The following is a 13,277-nucleotide window of genomic DNA, read 5'->3' as shown; positions in this document are numbered from 1 at the left end:
CCGTCGCCTACCGCCAGATGTCGCTGCTGCTGCGCCGTCCGCCGGGCCGCGAAGCCTATCCGGGCGACGTTTTCTACATCCATTCGCGCCTGCTCGAGCGTGCCGCCAAGATGTCGGACAAGAACGGCGCCGGTTCGCTCACCGCGCTGCCGGTCATCGAGACCCAGGCGGGCGACGTGTCGGCTTACATCCCGACCAACGTCATCTCGATCACCGACGGCCAGATCTTCCTCGAGACCGAGCTGTTCTATAAGGGCATCCGTCCGGCGATCAACGTCGGTCTGTCGGTCAGCCGCGTCGGCTCGGCCGCGCAGATCAAGGCGATGAAGCAGGTTGCCGGCTCGATCAAGCTGGAACTGGCGCAGTATCGCGAAATGGCGGCCTTCGCCCAGTTCGGTTCGGATCTCGATCCGGCGACCCAGCGCCTGCTGAACCGCGGCGCCCGCCTGACCGAACTGCTGAAGCAGGCCCAGTACCAGCCATTGCCGGTCGAAGAGCAGGTCGTCTCGATCTATGCCGGCGTGAAGGGCCATCTCGACAAGCTGCCGGTCAGCAATGTCGGCCGTTTCGAACAGGCCCTGCTGAGCACGATCAAGTCCAAGCATCCGGATATCCTGTCGGGTATCCGCGAGAGCCAGGCTCTGACGCCGGACCTGGAAGCCAAACTGAAGGCCGTGCTCGAAGAGCTCGCCAAGACTTTCGCCTGAACGCCTGAACCAAGGGTAGAGCTTCATGCCTAGCCTCAAGTCCCTGCGCGTTCGGATCAACTCGGTCAAATCGACCCAGAAGATCACGAAGGCGATGAAAATGGTGGCAGCCAGCAAGCTGCGCCGCGCCCAGGAGGCCGCCGAAGCGGCGCGTCCTTACGCTGAGCGCATGGCCAGCATCATGGCCTCGTTGTCGGCTGCCCAGATCGGCTCCGACACCGCGCCCCGGCTGATGATCGGCACCGGCAGTGATCAGGTGCATCTCCTGATCGTCGCCACCGCCGAGCGCGGCCTGTGCGGTGCCTTCAACTCGTCAATTGTCAAGCTGGCCCGCCGCAAGATCGAGGAGCTGACCGCTCAGGGTAAGACGGTCAAGATTCTCTGCGTCGGCAAGAAGGGCCGCGACCAGCTGCGTCGCGACCATGCTTCCAAGATCGCCGATACCGTTGACCTGTCGAAGTCCAAGAAGATCGGCTTCGCCGATGCCCAGGAAATCGCTGACCGCGTGCTGGCGATGTTCGAGGCGGGCGAATTCGACGTTGCCCATGTCTTCTACAACAACTTCAAGTCGGTGATCAGCCAGATCCCGACCGCCCAGCAGCTGATCCCGGCCATGATTGCCGGCACAAACGCTGCTGCCGGGGCTCCGGATCTGCAGGGCGGGATCTACGAATTCGAGCCGGACGAGGAAACCATTCTGAACCAGCTGCTGCCGCGCAACCTGTCGATGCAGGTCTATCGTGCACTGCTGGAGAATGCGGCTTCCGAGCAGGGCGCCCGCATGTCCGCGATGGACAATGCGACGCGCAATGCCGGCGAGATGATCAAGAAGCTCACGACCGTCTACAACCGGTCGCGTCAGGCCCAGATCACCAAGGAACTTATCGAAATCATCTCCGGCGCCGAGGCGGTCTAAGACCGCGCGCTGGACGAGACGGAAAAGAGAGAGCGGAGCAGCATCATGGCTACGAACAAGACGGGTCGCATTACCCAGGTCATCGGCGCGGTTGTCGACGTGCAGTTCGACGAACACCTGCCGGCGATCCTGAACGCCCTGCATTGCACCAACCAGGGCAACCATCTGGTGCTCGAAGTGGCGCAGCATCTGGGCGAAAACACCGTCCGCACCATCGCGATGGACTCGACCGACGGTCTGGTTCGCGGCATGGAAGTCACCGACACCGGCAGCCCGATCTCGGTGCCGGTCGGCCAGGAAACGCTCGGCCGCATCATCAACGTGATCGGCCAGCCGATCGACGAGCGCGGCCCGGTCAATGCCAAGCATGCAGCGCCGATCCATGCGCCGGCCCCTGCCTATGTCGACCAGTCGACCGAGCAGAAGGTGCTGGTCACCGGCATCAAGGTCGTCGACCTGCTCGCGCCCTATTCGAAGGGCGGCAAGATCGGCCTGTTCGGCGGCGCCGGCGTCGGCAAGACCGTGCTGATCATGGAGCTGATCAACAACATCGCGAAGACCCACGGCGGCTACTCGGTGTTCGCCGGTGTCGGCGAGCGCACCCGCGAGGGCAACGATCTCTATCACGAAATGATGGAATCGGGCGTTATCAAGACCGACGGCCCGGGCTCGAAGGTCGCCCTGGTGTATGGCCAGATGAACGAGCCGCCGGGCGCGCGTGCCCGCGTGGCGCTGACCGGCCTGACGCTGGCGGAATACTTCCGCGACCAGGAAGGCCAGGACGTGCTGTTCTTCGTCGACAACATCTTCCGCTTCACCCAGGCGGGTTCGGAAATGTCGGCGCTGCTCGGCCGTATTCCTTCGGCGGTGGGTTACCAGCCGACGCTGGCCACCGACATGGGCATGCTGCAGGAGCGCATCACCTCGACCCATAAGGGCTCGATCACCTCGGTGCAGGCGATTTACGTGCCCGCCGACGATTTGACCGATCCGGCGCCGGCCACCTCGTTTGCTCACCTTGACGCCACCACCGTGCTGTCGCGCCAGATCGCCGAGCTCGGCATCTATCCGGCGGTGGATCCGCTCGACTCGACCTCGCGCATTCTCGATCCGCGCATCGTCGGCGAAGAGCATTACGAGATCGCCCGCAAGGTGCAGAGCATCCTGCAGAGCTACAAGTCGCTGCAGGACATCATCGCCATCCTGGGCATGGACGAACTGTCGGAAGAAGACAAGCTGACCGTTGCCCGCGCCCGCAAGATTCAGCGCTTCCTGTCGCAGCCCTTCGACGTGGCGCAGGTCTTCACCGGTTCGCCGGGCGTGCAGGTGCCGCTGGCCGAGACGATCCGCGGTTTCAAGGAAATCGTCGACGGCAAGCACGACCATCTGCCGGAATCGGCCTTCTACATGGTCGGTACCATCGACGAGGCGATCGCCAAGGCGAAGAAGCTCGCTGCCGAGGCCGCCTGATCTCAGGGTTGAGGAGTTAAGCCATGGCGGAGACCGTCAGGTTCGAACTGGTATCGCCCGAGAAGCTGCTTCTCGCGCTCGATGCCGAGATGGTGGTGGTGCCCGGTGAGGCTGGCGATTTCGGCGTGCTGCCGGGTCACAGCCCGCTGATCTCGACCATCCGCAACGGCATCATTGAGGTGACGGTGAACGGCGCGGTGACCGAGCGCATCTTCGTCGCCGGCGGTTTCGCCGAGGTGGCGAACGACAAGCTCACCGTGCTGGCCGAAGAGGCCGTGCCGGTGAAGCAGCTCGACCGCGCCAAGCTCGAAGCGGCGCTGAACGATGCCCGCGAGGATGCCGAAGACGCCAAGGACGACCATGCCAGGGCACGCGCCGCGGCCCGGGTCGAGAAATACACCGCCATGCTCGAGGCGGCGGCGTAAGGCTTCCGGTTTATGAATTTCTGCAACGGCGCGGCGTCAAATCCGCGCCGTTTGCTTTTCACCGCTTGATGATCTGCTCAGCGACCTCGCGGCGATGCTCCCAGCCGAGCCGCTGCAGTTCCGGTTCGGCCTGCTCGTCCTCGGGCCAGCCGACGCAGAGATAGGCGACCAGCTTCCAGTCGTCCGGCACGTCGAGATCGCGCGTGAGCGCTTCCGGCTCGAAGATCGAGACCCAGCCGGCGCCAAGGCCAGCCGCACGGGCGGCGAGCCAGAAGCCGTAGACTGCCATCACGGCGGAATAGTCCAGCATCTCGGGCATGGTGCGGCGGCCCAGGCCATGGCCCTGCAAGGTCGACTCGTCGCAGAACACCGCCAGATGCACCGGCGCCTCTTTCAGCCCGGCCAGCTTCAGCGAGGCGTAAAGCTTCGCCTGTTCGCCGCTGTAATCGCCGAGCGCGTCCTTGTTGGCGCGTTCGAAATTGGCGATTACCCTAGCGCGTCGTCCGGCATCTTCCACCAGCACGAAGCGCCAGGGCTGGCTGTTGCCGACAGACGGCGCGAGGGCCGCCGTCTCCAGCAGCTTGCCCACCAGCTCAGCCGGCACCGGCTGATCGCCCCTGAAGCGGCGCACATCGCGCCGCCAGGCCATCAGTTCGGCCAGCTTGTCCTGGAAGGCATGATCGAAGACGGGCGGTGTGGTCATCGTTCCGGATGATATATCTCGCCGCCCTCCCGGCGGAAGCGTTCCGCCATCTCGCTCATGCCCTGCTGTGCGACGTCATTCTGCATGCGGGCGGCGTCGCGCACCTCTTGGCTGATTTTCATCGAGCAGAATTTCGGCCCGCACATCGAGCAGAAATGCGCCGTCTTATGCGCCTCCTTCGGCAGGGTCTGGTCATGGAACTGCGCCGCCGTCTCCGGATCGAGGCCGAGGTTGAACTGGTCTTCCCAGCGGAACTCGAAGCGGGCCCGGCTCAGGGCATCGTCGCGGCGCGCGGCGCCGGGATGGCCCTTGGCCAGATCGGCCGCGTGCGCCGCGATCCGGTAGGTGATCACGCCCACCTTGACGTCGTTGCGGTCGGGCAGCCCCAGATGCTCCTTCGGCGTGACGTAGCAGAGCATGGCGCAGCCGTACCAGCCGATCATTGCCGCCCCGATGCCGCTGGTGATGTGGTCGTAACCCGGCGCGATATCGGTGGTGAGTGGCCCCAGCGTGTAGAAGGGCGCCTCGCCGCAGGTTTTCAGCTGCTTGTCCATGTTGGCCTTGATCTTGTGCATGGCGACATGGCCCGGCCCCTCGATCATCACCTGCACGCCCCTGGCCCAGGCGATCTTGGTCAGCTCGCCCAGGGTGTCAAGTTCGGCGAACTGCGCGGCATCGTTGGCATCGGCCGTCGAACCCGGCCGCAACCCGTCGCCCAGCGAGAAACTGATGTCATAGGCCCGCATAATGTCGCAGATCTCGGCGAAATGCGTGTAGAGGAAACTCTCCTGGTGATGCGCCAGGCACCATTTCGCCATGATCGAACCGCCGCGCGACACGATGCCGGTGACGCGGTTGGCAGTCAGTGGAATATAGGCCAGCCGCACGCCGGCATGGATGGTGAAGTAGTCGACGCCCTGTTCGGCCTGTTCGATCAGGGTGTCGCGATAGACCTCCCAGGTCAGGTCCTCGGCCTTGCCGTTCACCTTCTCCAGCGCCTGGTAGATCGGCACCGTGCCGATCGGCACCGGCGAGTTGCGGATGATCCAGTCGCGGATATTGTGGATATTGCGGCCGGTCGAAAGGTCCATCACCGTGTCGGCGCCCCAGCGGATCGCCCAGACCATCTTGTCGACTTCCTCGGCCACCGAAGAGGTGACGGCCGAATTGCCGATATTGGCATTCACCTTCACCAGGAAATTGCGGCCGATGATCATCGGCTCCAGTTCCGGGTGATTGATGTTGCAGGGAATGATGGCGCGGCCGCGGGCGATCTCGTCGCGCACGAAGTCCGGCGTCACGAAATCGGGGATGCTGGCACCGAAGTCTTCGCCGTCGCGTTTGGCCAGGTCCCTGCGCGCCTCGTTCTCGCGGATGGCGACGTATTCCATTTCGGCCGTGATGATGCCGCGCCGGGCATATTCGTATTGCGTCACGGCGGCAGCGCCTTTGGCGCGTAACGGGCGCGGATGACGCGGAAAAGCCGGCACCGAACTGGCGCCGCCATTGTCTTCCGGCTGCACCAGCCGGCCATCGTAAGTCTCCACATCGCCGCGTGCCTCGATCAGGCGGGTGCGCCAGCGCGGCAGGCCCTGGTTGATGTCGATTTCGGCATCGGGATCGGTATAAGGCCCGGATGTATCGTAGACCGGCAGTGGCGGCTCATGGGCGGAGGGATGCGTGGCGATTTCGCGATGCGGCACGCGAATGGCGGGATGCAGGCTGCCGGCCTGATATATTTTCCGCGACGCCGGCAACGCGCCGGTGGTGATCTTGAAGTTGGGAGCGTCTGAAAGCTTATCCATCGGGATCTCCGTGTGCTGGACGACAGGAGATCCGGGATGTGGTGGATGTTCGCGGAATGCAGGTATGGCACGGATTCGGAATCCCCATACCTGAACGACCGTTCCCTCCGCCGGCATGACCCGGATCAGGTTCACAGGCCGGCTGCCATGGCATTCATGGGTAACCGGCTCTCAGGGTCACGGCGTTGCGGGTGGACTCTCCCGCCGGCCGAATCTCAGCGCCCTAGCGGCGCCCCCCTCGGTAATCGTGATGGTGGCGCAGGGGTTACCGATCGTCAACATTCCCCGGTATCTAATGACGGCGATATAATTCGCCGTTTACAGGAAGATTTCTGCTGCGCCACTGTCGTGCGGCAGCCGGTGGACGCGCCGGCATGGGGAGGGACGATGGGGATGGGCTGGATCGCAGCGTTTTTTAACCGGCAGATGGCCGGAGCGCGGATCCGCGAGCTTGAAAGCAGGCTGACCGCCGACGAGGCCGTCCTGCAAACCGAAATCGAGCGGCGCCGCATCGCCGAGCAGCGGTTTCATGATGTCACCGCCCTGAGCGCGGACTGGATCTGGGAGACCGATGCGAATCTGATCTACACCTACATGTCCGATCAGGTGGAACTGGTCACCGGTGTTCCTGCCGCGGGATATATCGGCCAGTCCCGTATTTCCCTGTTCGGCGACGACAACTCGGCCGATCCGTTCCTGAAACTGCATATCGAGGACATGAAGGCGCATCGACCCTTTGCGCATCAGGTGCAGTGGCTGAATCGTCCGCGCGGGCTGGTCTGTATCAGCGTCAGTGGCCGGCCGCGATTCAACGAGACGGGCGATTTCACCGGCTATGTCGGTATCGGCCGCGATATCACCGAGGAGCAGCAGCAGCGCCGGCGCCGGGATGAAATGAACCATGCCCTGGCCGAGGCGCGGGACCAGGCCTTGCGCGCCTCGAAGAGCAAATCGTCGTTCCTGGCGCATATGAGCCACGAGCTGCGTACGCCGATGAATGCCATTCTCGGCTTTGCCGAGGTGATGAGGGATCAGGTGGTCGGCCCGCTGGATGACCGTTATCGCGGCTATGCCGGCCATATCCACGAAAGCGCCCAGCACCTGCTCAGTCTGATCAACGATGTTCTCGACCTGTCGAAAATCGAAGCCGGCGCCTACGAGCTGCATGAAAGCCACGTCGATCTGCCGGCGATCGCAGCGCGGGCCCTGCGTCAGGTGGAAGGGGCGGCACGGGAGGGCGGCGTGATGCTGACCCTGGACATGCCGGCCGACCTGCCGCCGCTCTGGGCAGACCAGCGCGCAGTGTTCCAGATCATGCTCAATCTGCTCAGCAACGGCATCAAGTTCACGCCGTCAGGCGGCGCGGTGGCGATCTTCGCCTTGCGCGAACCTGCCGGCGGTATTGCCTTCGGCGTGCGAGACACCGGGATCGGCATGAATGAGTCCGATATCGCCAAGGCGCTGCAGCGCTTCGGGCAGGTCGACAATGTATTGACGCGCGAGCATCAGGGCTCAGGCCTCGGCCTGCCGCTGGTGCAGGAACTGGCGCTGCTGCATGGCGGGCAGGTGGGGCTCACGTCGCAGCCGGGCGAGGGCACCACGGTCACGGTGCGCTTTGGTGCCGATCGCGTGGAAAACCGCGTTTAGCATCCTCTGCAAATGCCGGGTTGACAGGATGGCGATTCACGTCAATACTAAACCATATGGTTAAGTATATGGATGCCGCGCTCGACCGCATGTTTGCAGCCCTCGCCGATCCGACGCGACGGGCTTTGCTGGCACAGCTGGAGGAACGCGACAGCATTTCGGTCAGCGATCTGGCCCGGCCGTTTCCGGTTTCGCTGCCGGCCATCATGAAGCATCTCGACGTGCTGTCGGATGCCGGGCTGGTCACCCGCAGCAAGACCGGCCGCACAGTGATCTGCCGGCTGAATGCAGGTCCGATGGAGCGGGCCATGGAATGGCTGCAGCGCTATGAACGATTCTGGTCGACCCAGCTCGACCGTCTCGCGGCCTTTGTAGAGGAGGAGTCATGCTCGCCGAAGCTCAAGCTGGTGCATCCGGAAAACCCAGTCTCACCCTCAAAAGACGCATCAAAGCCCCGCCCGCCAAAGTCTACCGGGCCTGGACGGACCCGGCGCAGATAGTCCGCTGGTGGGGTCCGGGCAATTGCGAGTATCTCGCTGCCGACATCGACCTGCGTGTCGGCGGCCGGTTTCGGGTCGCCTTTCGCACCGATGTCGATGGCCGCGGCCATGAGGAGCACGAAGTCGGCGGTACCTACAGGGAGATCGTGCCGGACCAGCGGCTGGTGTTCAGCTGGAACTGGATCACCACGCCCGAGCGCGTGTCGCAGGTGACTGTCACGTTCAAGCCCGACGGGGATGGCACAATTCTGACGCTGTTCCACGAGCAGCTGTTCGACGAAGCCTCGAAAACCGGCCATACCCGCGGCTGGACCGCCTCGCTCGACAAGCTCGAAACCCTGTTTGCCTGACATGCAAGGAAAGGGACCGATCATGACGCAGCACAAAATTGTTTCGCGCGAAGACTGGCTCGCCGCCCGCCGGCAGCATCTTGCCCGCGAGAAGGACGTCACCCATGCCATGGACAGGCTGCATGAAGAGCGCCGTGCGCTGCCCTGGGTGAAAGTCGACAAGGGCTACAGCTTCGATACGACGGAGGGCGGCAAGAGCCTGTCCGACCTGTTCGGCCGCAACAGCCAGCTGATCGTCTATCACTTCATGTTCGGCCCGGACTGGGAGGAAGGCTGCCCCGGCTGTTCCTTCCTGGCCGACCATATCGATGGTGCCAACCTGCATCTCAGGCATCACGATGTATCGGTGGTGGTGGTGTCGCGCGGGCCGCTCGACAGGCTGCAGGCCTATCGCAGGCGCATGGACTGGAAATTCGACTGGGTGTCGTCGGCGCCCAGCGACTTCAATTACGACTATCATGTCTCCTTCACGCCCGAAGATCTGGCCGATGGCAGGGTCTTCTACAATTTCGAAGAGACACCGGAAGGCAATGACGAGCTGCCGGGCATCAGTGTCTTTTACAGGGATAAGAAGGGCGGCATCTTCCATACCTATTCTTCCTATGGCCGCGGCGGCGACATCCTGATCGGCGCTCATAATTACCTCGACATGACGCCGAAGGGCCGCAACGAAGACCAGATCATGGACTGGGTCCGGCGGCATGACCGCTACGAGGGCGTGCCCGCGCCTGCGGGATCCTGTTGCCACGATTGACCCGGTCATCGCATCACTGACGATTCCGTCCTGTCAGCGGGATTGAGCGCTGTCAGGAGATGAAGGCGTAGGGCAGGGTGATCGAGAGCAGGGTGACGGGCAATGGCAGGAGACCGAAGACCAGGGCAAGCCGTTTGTCGTCCCAGCCCAGCCGACTCTGTCGGCGACGTTTCAGCAGGATCGTCCCGGCGGTGAGTATCAGCAAGCCGCCTATCAGCATGCTGATGCCGGCGACCTGATTCATCAGCAGCCATTGCTCCTCCGAAACATAGGCGGCGGGGACACGCAGACCGTAATGGCGGTTGAGCGGCACCAGCCGCAACGCCATGGGCAAACTGGCCAACATCAGCAGCGCGGTGACGCCAAGGCCGATCCAGGCCGAGAGTTTCAGGTCGTGCGTCATCCCAGCAGCCCCTTCTCGCGGAAGCTGACATGACCCTTGCGGCCGATGATCAGATGATCGTGCACGGCGATGCCCAGTGTTGCCGCCGCATCGCAGACCTGGCGCGTGACTTCGATATCGGCACGCGAGGGCGTCGGGTCGCCTGAAGGGTGGTTGTGCACCAGAATGAGGGCGGCGGCATTCAGTTCCAGCGCCCGCTTCACCACCTCGCGCGGATAGACCGGCGTGTGGTCGACCGTACCGCGCTGCTGCTGCTCGTCGGCGATCACCTGATTTTTCCGGTCCAGAAAAAGAATCCGGAACTGCTCGATGCCTTCATGCTGCAGCACGGCGCGGCAGTAATCCAGCAGGGCCTGCCAGTTGGAGAGCGCCGGCCGCTGCGTGGCATCGGCCTTCAGCATGCGCAGGCCGGCTTCGCGGGTGACCTTCAAGGCGGCAATCACCGCCTCGCCGCAGCCCGGCACGTTTTTCAGCCGTTCCGGCGGCGCAGCCAGCACACCGGCCAGCGAACCGCCGCATGCCGCGATCAGCGCTTTCGCCAGCGGCTTGGTATCGCCGTTGCGGAAGATGCCGAACAGGATCAGCTCGAGGATTTCATAATCCGGTATGCCGGCACCGCCGCTTTCAAGGAAGCGGGCCCGCAATCTTGCGCGATGGCCGTGGAAGTGGGGTTTCTCGCTGTCGCCCGCTTCTGCCAAACGTTCCGTCTATGCGTATGGCGGCTTGTGCCAGCCCTTGGGCGACTGCGTGAAAATCTCGTAGCCGGTTTCGGTGACGCCGATCGAATGCTCGAATTGCGCTGACAGCGAGCGGTCCTTGGTCACCGCGGTCCAGCCATCGGACAGCAGCTTTACCTGCCACTTGCCGGCATTCACCATCGGCTCGATGGTGAAGAACATGCCAGCCTGCAGCGGCACGCCGGTGCCCGGCTCGCCGTAATGCAGGATATTCGGCGGCTCGTGGAAAATCCGGCCCAGTCCATGGCCGCAGAAGTCGCGCACCACCGAGAAGCGCTCCTTCTCGACGAACTGCTGGATGGCATAGCCGATGTCGCCGGTGGTGGCGCCGGGCTTCACCACTTCGATGCCGCGCATCATGGCTTCATAGGTGACGTCGCAGATGCGGCGGCCCTTCACGCCGACATCGCCGAGCAGGAACATGCGGCTGGTATCGCCATGCCAGCCGTCGACGATCACGGTCACGTCGATATTCAAAATGTCACCGTCTTCCATGACCTTGTCGCCGGGGATGCCGTGGCAGACTACATGATTGACCGAAGTGCAGATCGATTTTGGGAAGCCGCGATAGCCGAGCGGCGCCGGTACGGCGCCATGCCCGACGATGAAGTTGTGGCACAGGTCGTCCAGGCGGCCGGTGGTGACGCCGGGCACCACATGGGGTGTGATGAAATCCAGCGTCTCGGCGGCCAGCTTGCCAGCCGCTCGCATGCCGGCGAAATCCTCCGGCCGGTGCAGCCGAATGGCGCCGGGGCGGAAATCATCGTCCTCATCGGTATCGAGAATGCGGGCCTGGTTCTGGTTCACGATGTTCAATTCACTGTTGTGTTTCAATACGTTACGGGAAAATCTCGAGCCGGTCGGCAATGGCGATGCCGGCCTCCGTAACAATGCAAGCATAACATAGCGCCTCGATGCCGGCATTCCTAGCCTCGATGAAAGCGGCGGCATAGCCCGGGTCGCAGTCGGCGGCGATGCTGAAATGGCGGCAATCGCCGCGCTGGACCACGTACAGCATCACGGCACGGTGGCCGGCCGCCACCATGGCCGAGAGTTCGCGCAAATGCCTGGCGCCACGTTCGGTGACGCAGTCGGGGAATTCCGCCAGCGGTGGCCGGCGGCTCAGATGCACAGTCTTGATTTCCAGATAGCAGGGCGGGCGGCCATCTGCGGTGAGCAGAAAGTCGACCCGGCTGTTGGCGCCGTAACGCACTTCGGGACGATGCAGGCTGTAGCCGGCCAGTTCCGGAATGCGCTGCTGCGCCAATGCTTCGGCCACCAGTTTGTTGGGCAGGCCGGTGTCGATGCCGACCAGGCTGCCGTTATCAGCTTCGGCGATCACCCAGCCCCAGTTCAGTCTGCCCCTGCCGGGTTTGAGCCAGGCGCGGCTGCCCGGCCGGTCCAGCCCCAGCATGGCGCCGGGATTGGGGCAGTGCACGGTTTCCAGGCGGCCATCGGCAAGGCGCATGTCGGCCAGGAAGCGCTTGTAGCGGCGGATCAGGGTTGCCGGGGTCAGGGGCTGGGGGAACTGCATCTCTCGCCTATAGCGGCGACTGGCCTACCCGTCCAGCGCGTGCTATGTCCTCTCGCCATGACGGAAACGCCCAAAATCGTGACCGCTGCCATGCTGGTGATCGGCAACGAGATTCTCTCGGGCCGGACGCGCGACGCCAATATGTATTTTCTTGCCGGCAAGCTGACCGAGCTGGGCATCCGCCTGCGCGAGGCCCGTGTGGTGCCCGATATCGAGGCGACCATCATCGCGGCGGTGAACGAGCTGCGTGCGCGTTATGACTATGTCTTCACCTCGGGCGGTATCGGTCCGACCCATGACGACATTACCGCCGACTGCATCGCCAGGGCATTCAATGTCGCCATCGACATCCATCCGGAGGCTCGACGCCGGCTGGAAGCGCATTATGAGGCCGGCATGCTGAATGCGGCTCGCCTGCGCATGGCCCGTATTCCCGATACCGCCACGCTGATCGACAATCCGGTTTCGGCAGCGCCGGGTTTCCGCATCGGCAATGTGATGGTGATGGCCGGCGTGCCGATGATCTTCCAGGCCATGGTGGCCAGCGTGGCACCGACCCTGACTGGCGGCGACCGGCTGTTGTCGCGCACCGTGCTGGCGCTGGTACCGGAGGGCGCGGTGGCGGAGGATCTCGGCAAACTGCAGGCTGACTATCCCGATGTCGATATGGGGTCCTATCCGGCTTTCCGCTCCGGCAAGGCCTCGACCGCCATCGTGCTGCGATCGACCGACAAGGCACGGCTGGATGCCGCCGCGGCTGCGATGTATGCGATTTTCCGCCGCATGGGCGGCGAGCCTTTCGAGAACGAGATCGTCTGATGCGCCTGTTCCTGCTCACGGCGGTCCTGGCCGCCGCATGCCTTGCTCCCGCGGCCATTGCCCAGACACCCGCGAATCCGACCGGCAGCCTGGCGCCGCCGCCGAAATTCCTTGCCCGGGATTTGCAGACCATGTGCGACGGCGCAGAGGGCAGTGCGCGGCTGGCGGGCTGCCTGCGCTACATGCAGGCGGCGGTCGCGATGTATGAACTCGCGGTGACCGAAGCCAGGGACCTGACCTGGTTCTGCGCACCGCGTGAAGCACCGCCGGCGCTGCTGCGCCAGCAGTTCACCGAATGGGCAAAAGAGAATCCCGACCAGCTGGGGCAGGAGGCGATCCTGGCGGTTCGTCTGGCGCTGGTCGATGCCTTTCCCTGCCAGGGTGACTAATCGGGGTGACTAACCCGGGTGACTGAGGCCGGCCCGGCAGGGATGCCGGGCAATCCGCACGAAAAGGTGAAGGGGCGGCCGTATTTCCGCCGCAACTCGGCTGCAGGCTACGATGCTA

At 63.8% G+C, this 13,277-nt stretch carries 15 protein-coding genes, 1 pseudogene and 1 riboswitch; of the genes and pseudogenes, 10 read left to right on the top strand and 6 right to left on the bottom strand.

Features of this window, described 5'->3' with window-relative positions:
- The 4 genes and pseudogenes from OJJ21_RS21890 to OJJ21_RS21875 form a co-directional block, all read left to right on the top strand.
- Window positions 1–707 (top strand): annotated as a pseudogene (locus OJJ21_RS21890) (F0F1 ATP synthase subunit alpha); the annotation flags it as partial.
- A 25-nt stretch (window positions 708–732) separates the two neighbouring features.
- On the top strand, window positions 733–1,623 hold the full coding sequence (locus OJJ21_RS21885) for a F0F1 ATP synthase subunit gamma (protein ID WP_297689854.1): 891 nt from the start codon (window positions 733–735) through the stop codon (window positions 1,621–1,623).
- A gap of 45 nt (window positions 1,624–1,668) precedes the next feature.
- Window positions 1,669–3,093, top strand: a complete 1,425-nt coding sequence (atpD, locus tag OJJ21_RS21880; protein WP_297689851.1) for a F0F1 ATP synthase subunit beta — start codon at window positions 1,669–1,671, stop codon at window positions 3,091–3,093.
- Window positions 3,094–3,116: 23 nt separating this feature from the next.
- Window positions 3,117–3,518, top strand: coding sequence for a F0F1 ATP synthase subunit epsilon (locus tag OJJ21_RS21875; RefSeq protein ID WP_297689850.1), 402 nt, complete (start codon window positions 3,117–3,119; stop codon window positions 3,516–3,518).
- A gap of 58 nt (window positions 3,519–3,576) precedes the next feature.
- Here the strand turns inward: OJJ21_RS21875 and bluB are convergent, their stop codons facing one another.
- Together bluB and thiC are read right to left on the bottom strand one after the other, a co-directional pair.
- Window positions 3,577–4,221 carry a 5,6-dimethylbenzimidazole synthase gene (gene bluB / locus OJJ21_RS21870; RefSeq protein ID WP_297689848.1) on the bottom strand — a complete coding sequence of 215 codons (645 nt, stop codon included), beginning with the start codon at window positions 4,219–4,221 and terminating at the stop codon, window positions 3,577–3,579.
- The gene (gene thiC / locus OJJ21_RS21865) at window positions 4,218–6,026 is read right to left on the bottom strand and encodes a phosphomethylpyrimidine synthase ThiC (RefSeq protein WP_297689846.1); all 1,809 of its coding nucleotides are present in this window, start codon (window positions 6,024–6,026) and stop codon (window positions 4,218–4,220) included. The genes bluB and thiC overlap by 4 nt, the downstream gene beginning before the upstream one ends.
- Before the next feature lie 84 nt (window positions 6,027–6,110).
- Window positions 6,111–6,275: riboswitch (TPP riboswitch) on the bottom strand.
- Between the two features lie 138 nt (window positions 6,276–6,413).
- Here thiC and OJJ21_RS21860 point away from each other — a divergent pair.
- The 4 genes from OJJ21_RS21860 to OJJ21_RS21845 are packed head-to-tail and all read left to right on the top strand — an operon-like array spanning window position 6,414 to window position 9,277.
- Window positions 6,414–7,673, top strand: coding sequence for a PAS domain-containing sensor histidine kinase (locus tag OJJ21_RS21860; RefSeq protein WP_297689844.1), 1,260 nt, complete (start codon window positions 6,414–6,416; stop codon window positions 7,671–7,673).
- A gap of 56 nt (window positions 7,674–7,729) precedes the next feature.
- The gene (locus OJJ21_RS21855; RefSeq protein ID WP_297689842.1) at window positions 7,730–8,173 is read left to right on the top strand and encodes a metalloregulator ArsR/SmtB family transcription factor; all 444 of its coding nucleotides are present in this window, start codon (window positions 7,730–7,732) and stop codon (window positions 8,171–8,173) included.
- The gene (locus OJJ21_RS21850; RefSeq protein ID WP_297689840.1) at window positions 8,059–8,523 is read left to right on the top strand and encodes an SRPBCC domain-containing protein; all 465 of its coding nucleotides are present in this window, start codon (window positions 8,059–8,061) and stop codon (window positions 8,521–8,523) included. The genes OJJ21_RS21855 and OJJ21_RS21850 overlap by 115 nt, the downstream gene beginning before the upstream one ends.
- Before the next feature lie 22 nt (window positions 8,524–8,545).
- Window positions 8,546–9,277 (top strand): thioredoxin family protein, encoded by a 732-nt coding sequence (locus OJJ21_RS21845; RefSeq protein ID WP_297689838.1) that lies wholly within the window; start codon window positions 8,546–8,548, stop codon window positions 9,275–9,277.
- Window positions 9,278–9,329: 52 nt separating this feature from the next.
- Here the strand turns inward: OJJ21_RS21845 and OJJ21_RS21840 are convergent, their stop codons facing one another.
- The 4 genes from OJJ21_RS21840 to sfsA are packed head-to-tail and all read right to left on the bottom strand — an operon-like array spanning window position 9,330 to window position 11,951.
- Window positions 9,330–9,680, bottom strand: coding sequence for an SdpI family protein (locus OJJ21_RS21840; RefSeq protein WP_297689836.1), 351 nt, complete (start codon window positions 9,678–9,680; stop codon window positions 9,330–9,332).
- Window positions 9,677–10,378: a DNA repair protein RadC gene (radC, locus tag OJJ21_RS21835; protein ID WP_297689834.1), complete on the bottom strand. Its 702-nt coding sequence runs from the start codon at window positions 10,376–10,378 to the stop codon at window positions 9,677–9,679. Before radC ends, OJJ21_RS21840 begins: the two co-directional genes overlap by 4 nt.
- 9 nt (window positions 10,379–10,387) lie before the next feature.
- Window positions 10,388–11,203, bottom strand: a complete 816-nt coding sequence (gene map / locus OJJ21_RS21830; RefSeq protein WP_297689859.1) for a type I methionyl aminopeptidase — start codon at window positions 11,201–11,203, stop codon at window positions 10,388–10,390.
- Between the two features lie 52 nt (window positions 11,204–11,255).
- Window positions 11,256–11,951: a DNA/RNA nuclease SfsA gene (gene sfsA, locus OJJ21_RS21825; protein WP_297689831.1), complete on the bottom strand. Its 696-nt coding sequence runs from the start codon at window positions 11,949–11,951 to the stop codon at window positions 11,256–11,258.
- Window positions 11,952–12,029: 78 nt separating this feature from the next.
- On the opposite strand from sfsA, the gene OJJ21_RS21820 reads away from it, so the two are divergent.
- Both OJJ21_RS21820 and OJJ21_RS21815 read left to right on the top strand, forming a co-directional pair.
- A complete protein-coding gene (locus OJJ21_RS21820; RefSeq protein ID WP_366093547.1) occupies window positions 12,030–12,770 on the top strand; it encodes a molybdopterin-binding protein in 741 nt (246 codons plus the stop codon).
- Window positions 12,770–13,159 carry a Rap1a/Tai family immunity protein gene (locus tag OJJ21_RS21815; protein ID WP_297689828.1) on the top strand — a complete coding sequence of 130 codons (390 nt, stop codon included), beginning with the start codon at window positions 12,770–12,772 and terminating at the stop codon, window positions 13,157–13,159. The genes OJJ21_RS21820 and OJJ21_RS21815 overlap by 1 nt, the downstream gene beginning before the upstream one ends.
- Window positions 13,160–13,277 lie beyond the last annotated feature (118 nt).

Origin of the sequence: Ferrovibrio sp. (assembly GCF_025869515.1) — a bacterium.
GTDB lineage: Bacteria > Pseudomonadota > Alphaproteobacteria > Ferrovibrionales > Ferrovibrionaceae > Ferrovibrio.
The sequence above is the reverse complement of the archived record's forward strand: the minus strand, read 5'-3'. Positions and strand labels throughout refer to the sequence as shown.

Coding starts and splice junctions, on each gene's coding strand:
- OJJ21_RS21885 (WP_297689854.1), top strand. CDS start 733: ATGCCTAGCCTCAAGTCCCTGCGCGTTCGGATCAACTCGGTCAAATCG.
- atpD (WP_297689851.1), top strand. CDS start 1,669: ATGGCTACGAACAAGACGGGTCGCATTACCCAGGTCATCGGCGCGGTT.
- OJJ21_RS21875 (WP_297689850.1), top strand. CDS start 3,117: ATGGCGGAGACCGTCAGGTTCGAACTGGTATCGCCCGAGAAGCTGCTT.
- bluB (WP_297689848.1), bottom strand. CDS start 4,221: ATGACCACACCGCCCGTCTTCGATCATGCCTTCCAGGACAAGCTGGCC.
- thiC (WP_297689846.1), bottom strand. CDS start 6,026: ATGGATAAGCTTTCAGACGCTCCCAACTTCAAGATCACCACCGGCGCG.
- OJJ21_RS21860 (WP_297689844.1), top strand. CDS start 6,414: ATGGGGATGGGCTGGATCGCAGCGTTTTTTAACCGGCAGATGGCCGGA.
- OJJ21_RS21855 (WP_297689842.1), top strand. CDS start 7,730: ATGGTTAAGTATATGGATGCCGCGCTCGACCGCATGTTTGCAGCCCTC.
- OJJ21_RS21850 (WP_297689840.1), top strand. CDS start 8,059: ATGCTCGCCGAAGCTCAAGCTGGTGCATCCGGAAAACCCAGTCTCACC.
- OJJ21_RS21845 (WP_297689838.1), top strand. CDS start 8,546: ATGACGCAGCACAAAATTGTTTCGCGCGAAGACTGGCTCGCCGCCCGC.
- OJJ21_RS21840 (WP_297689836.1), bottom strand. CDS start 9,680: ATGACGCACGACCTGAAACTCTCGGCCTGGATCGGCCTTGGCGTCACC.
- sfsA (WP_297689831.1), bottom strand. CDS start 11,951: ATGCAGTTCCCCCAGCCCCTGACCCCGGCAACCCTGATCCGCCGCTAC.
- OJJ21_RS21815 (WP_297689828.1), top strand. CDS start 12,770: ATGCGCCTGTTCCTGCTCACGGCGGTCCTGGCCGCCGCATGCCTTGCT.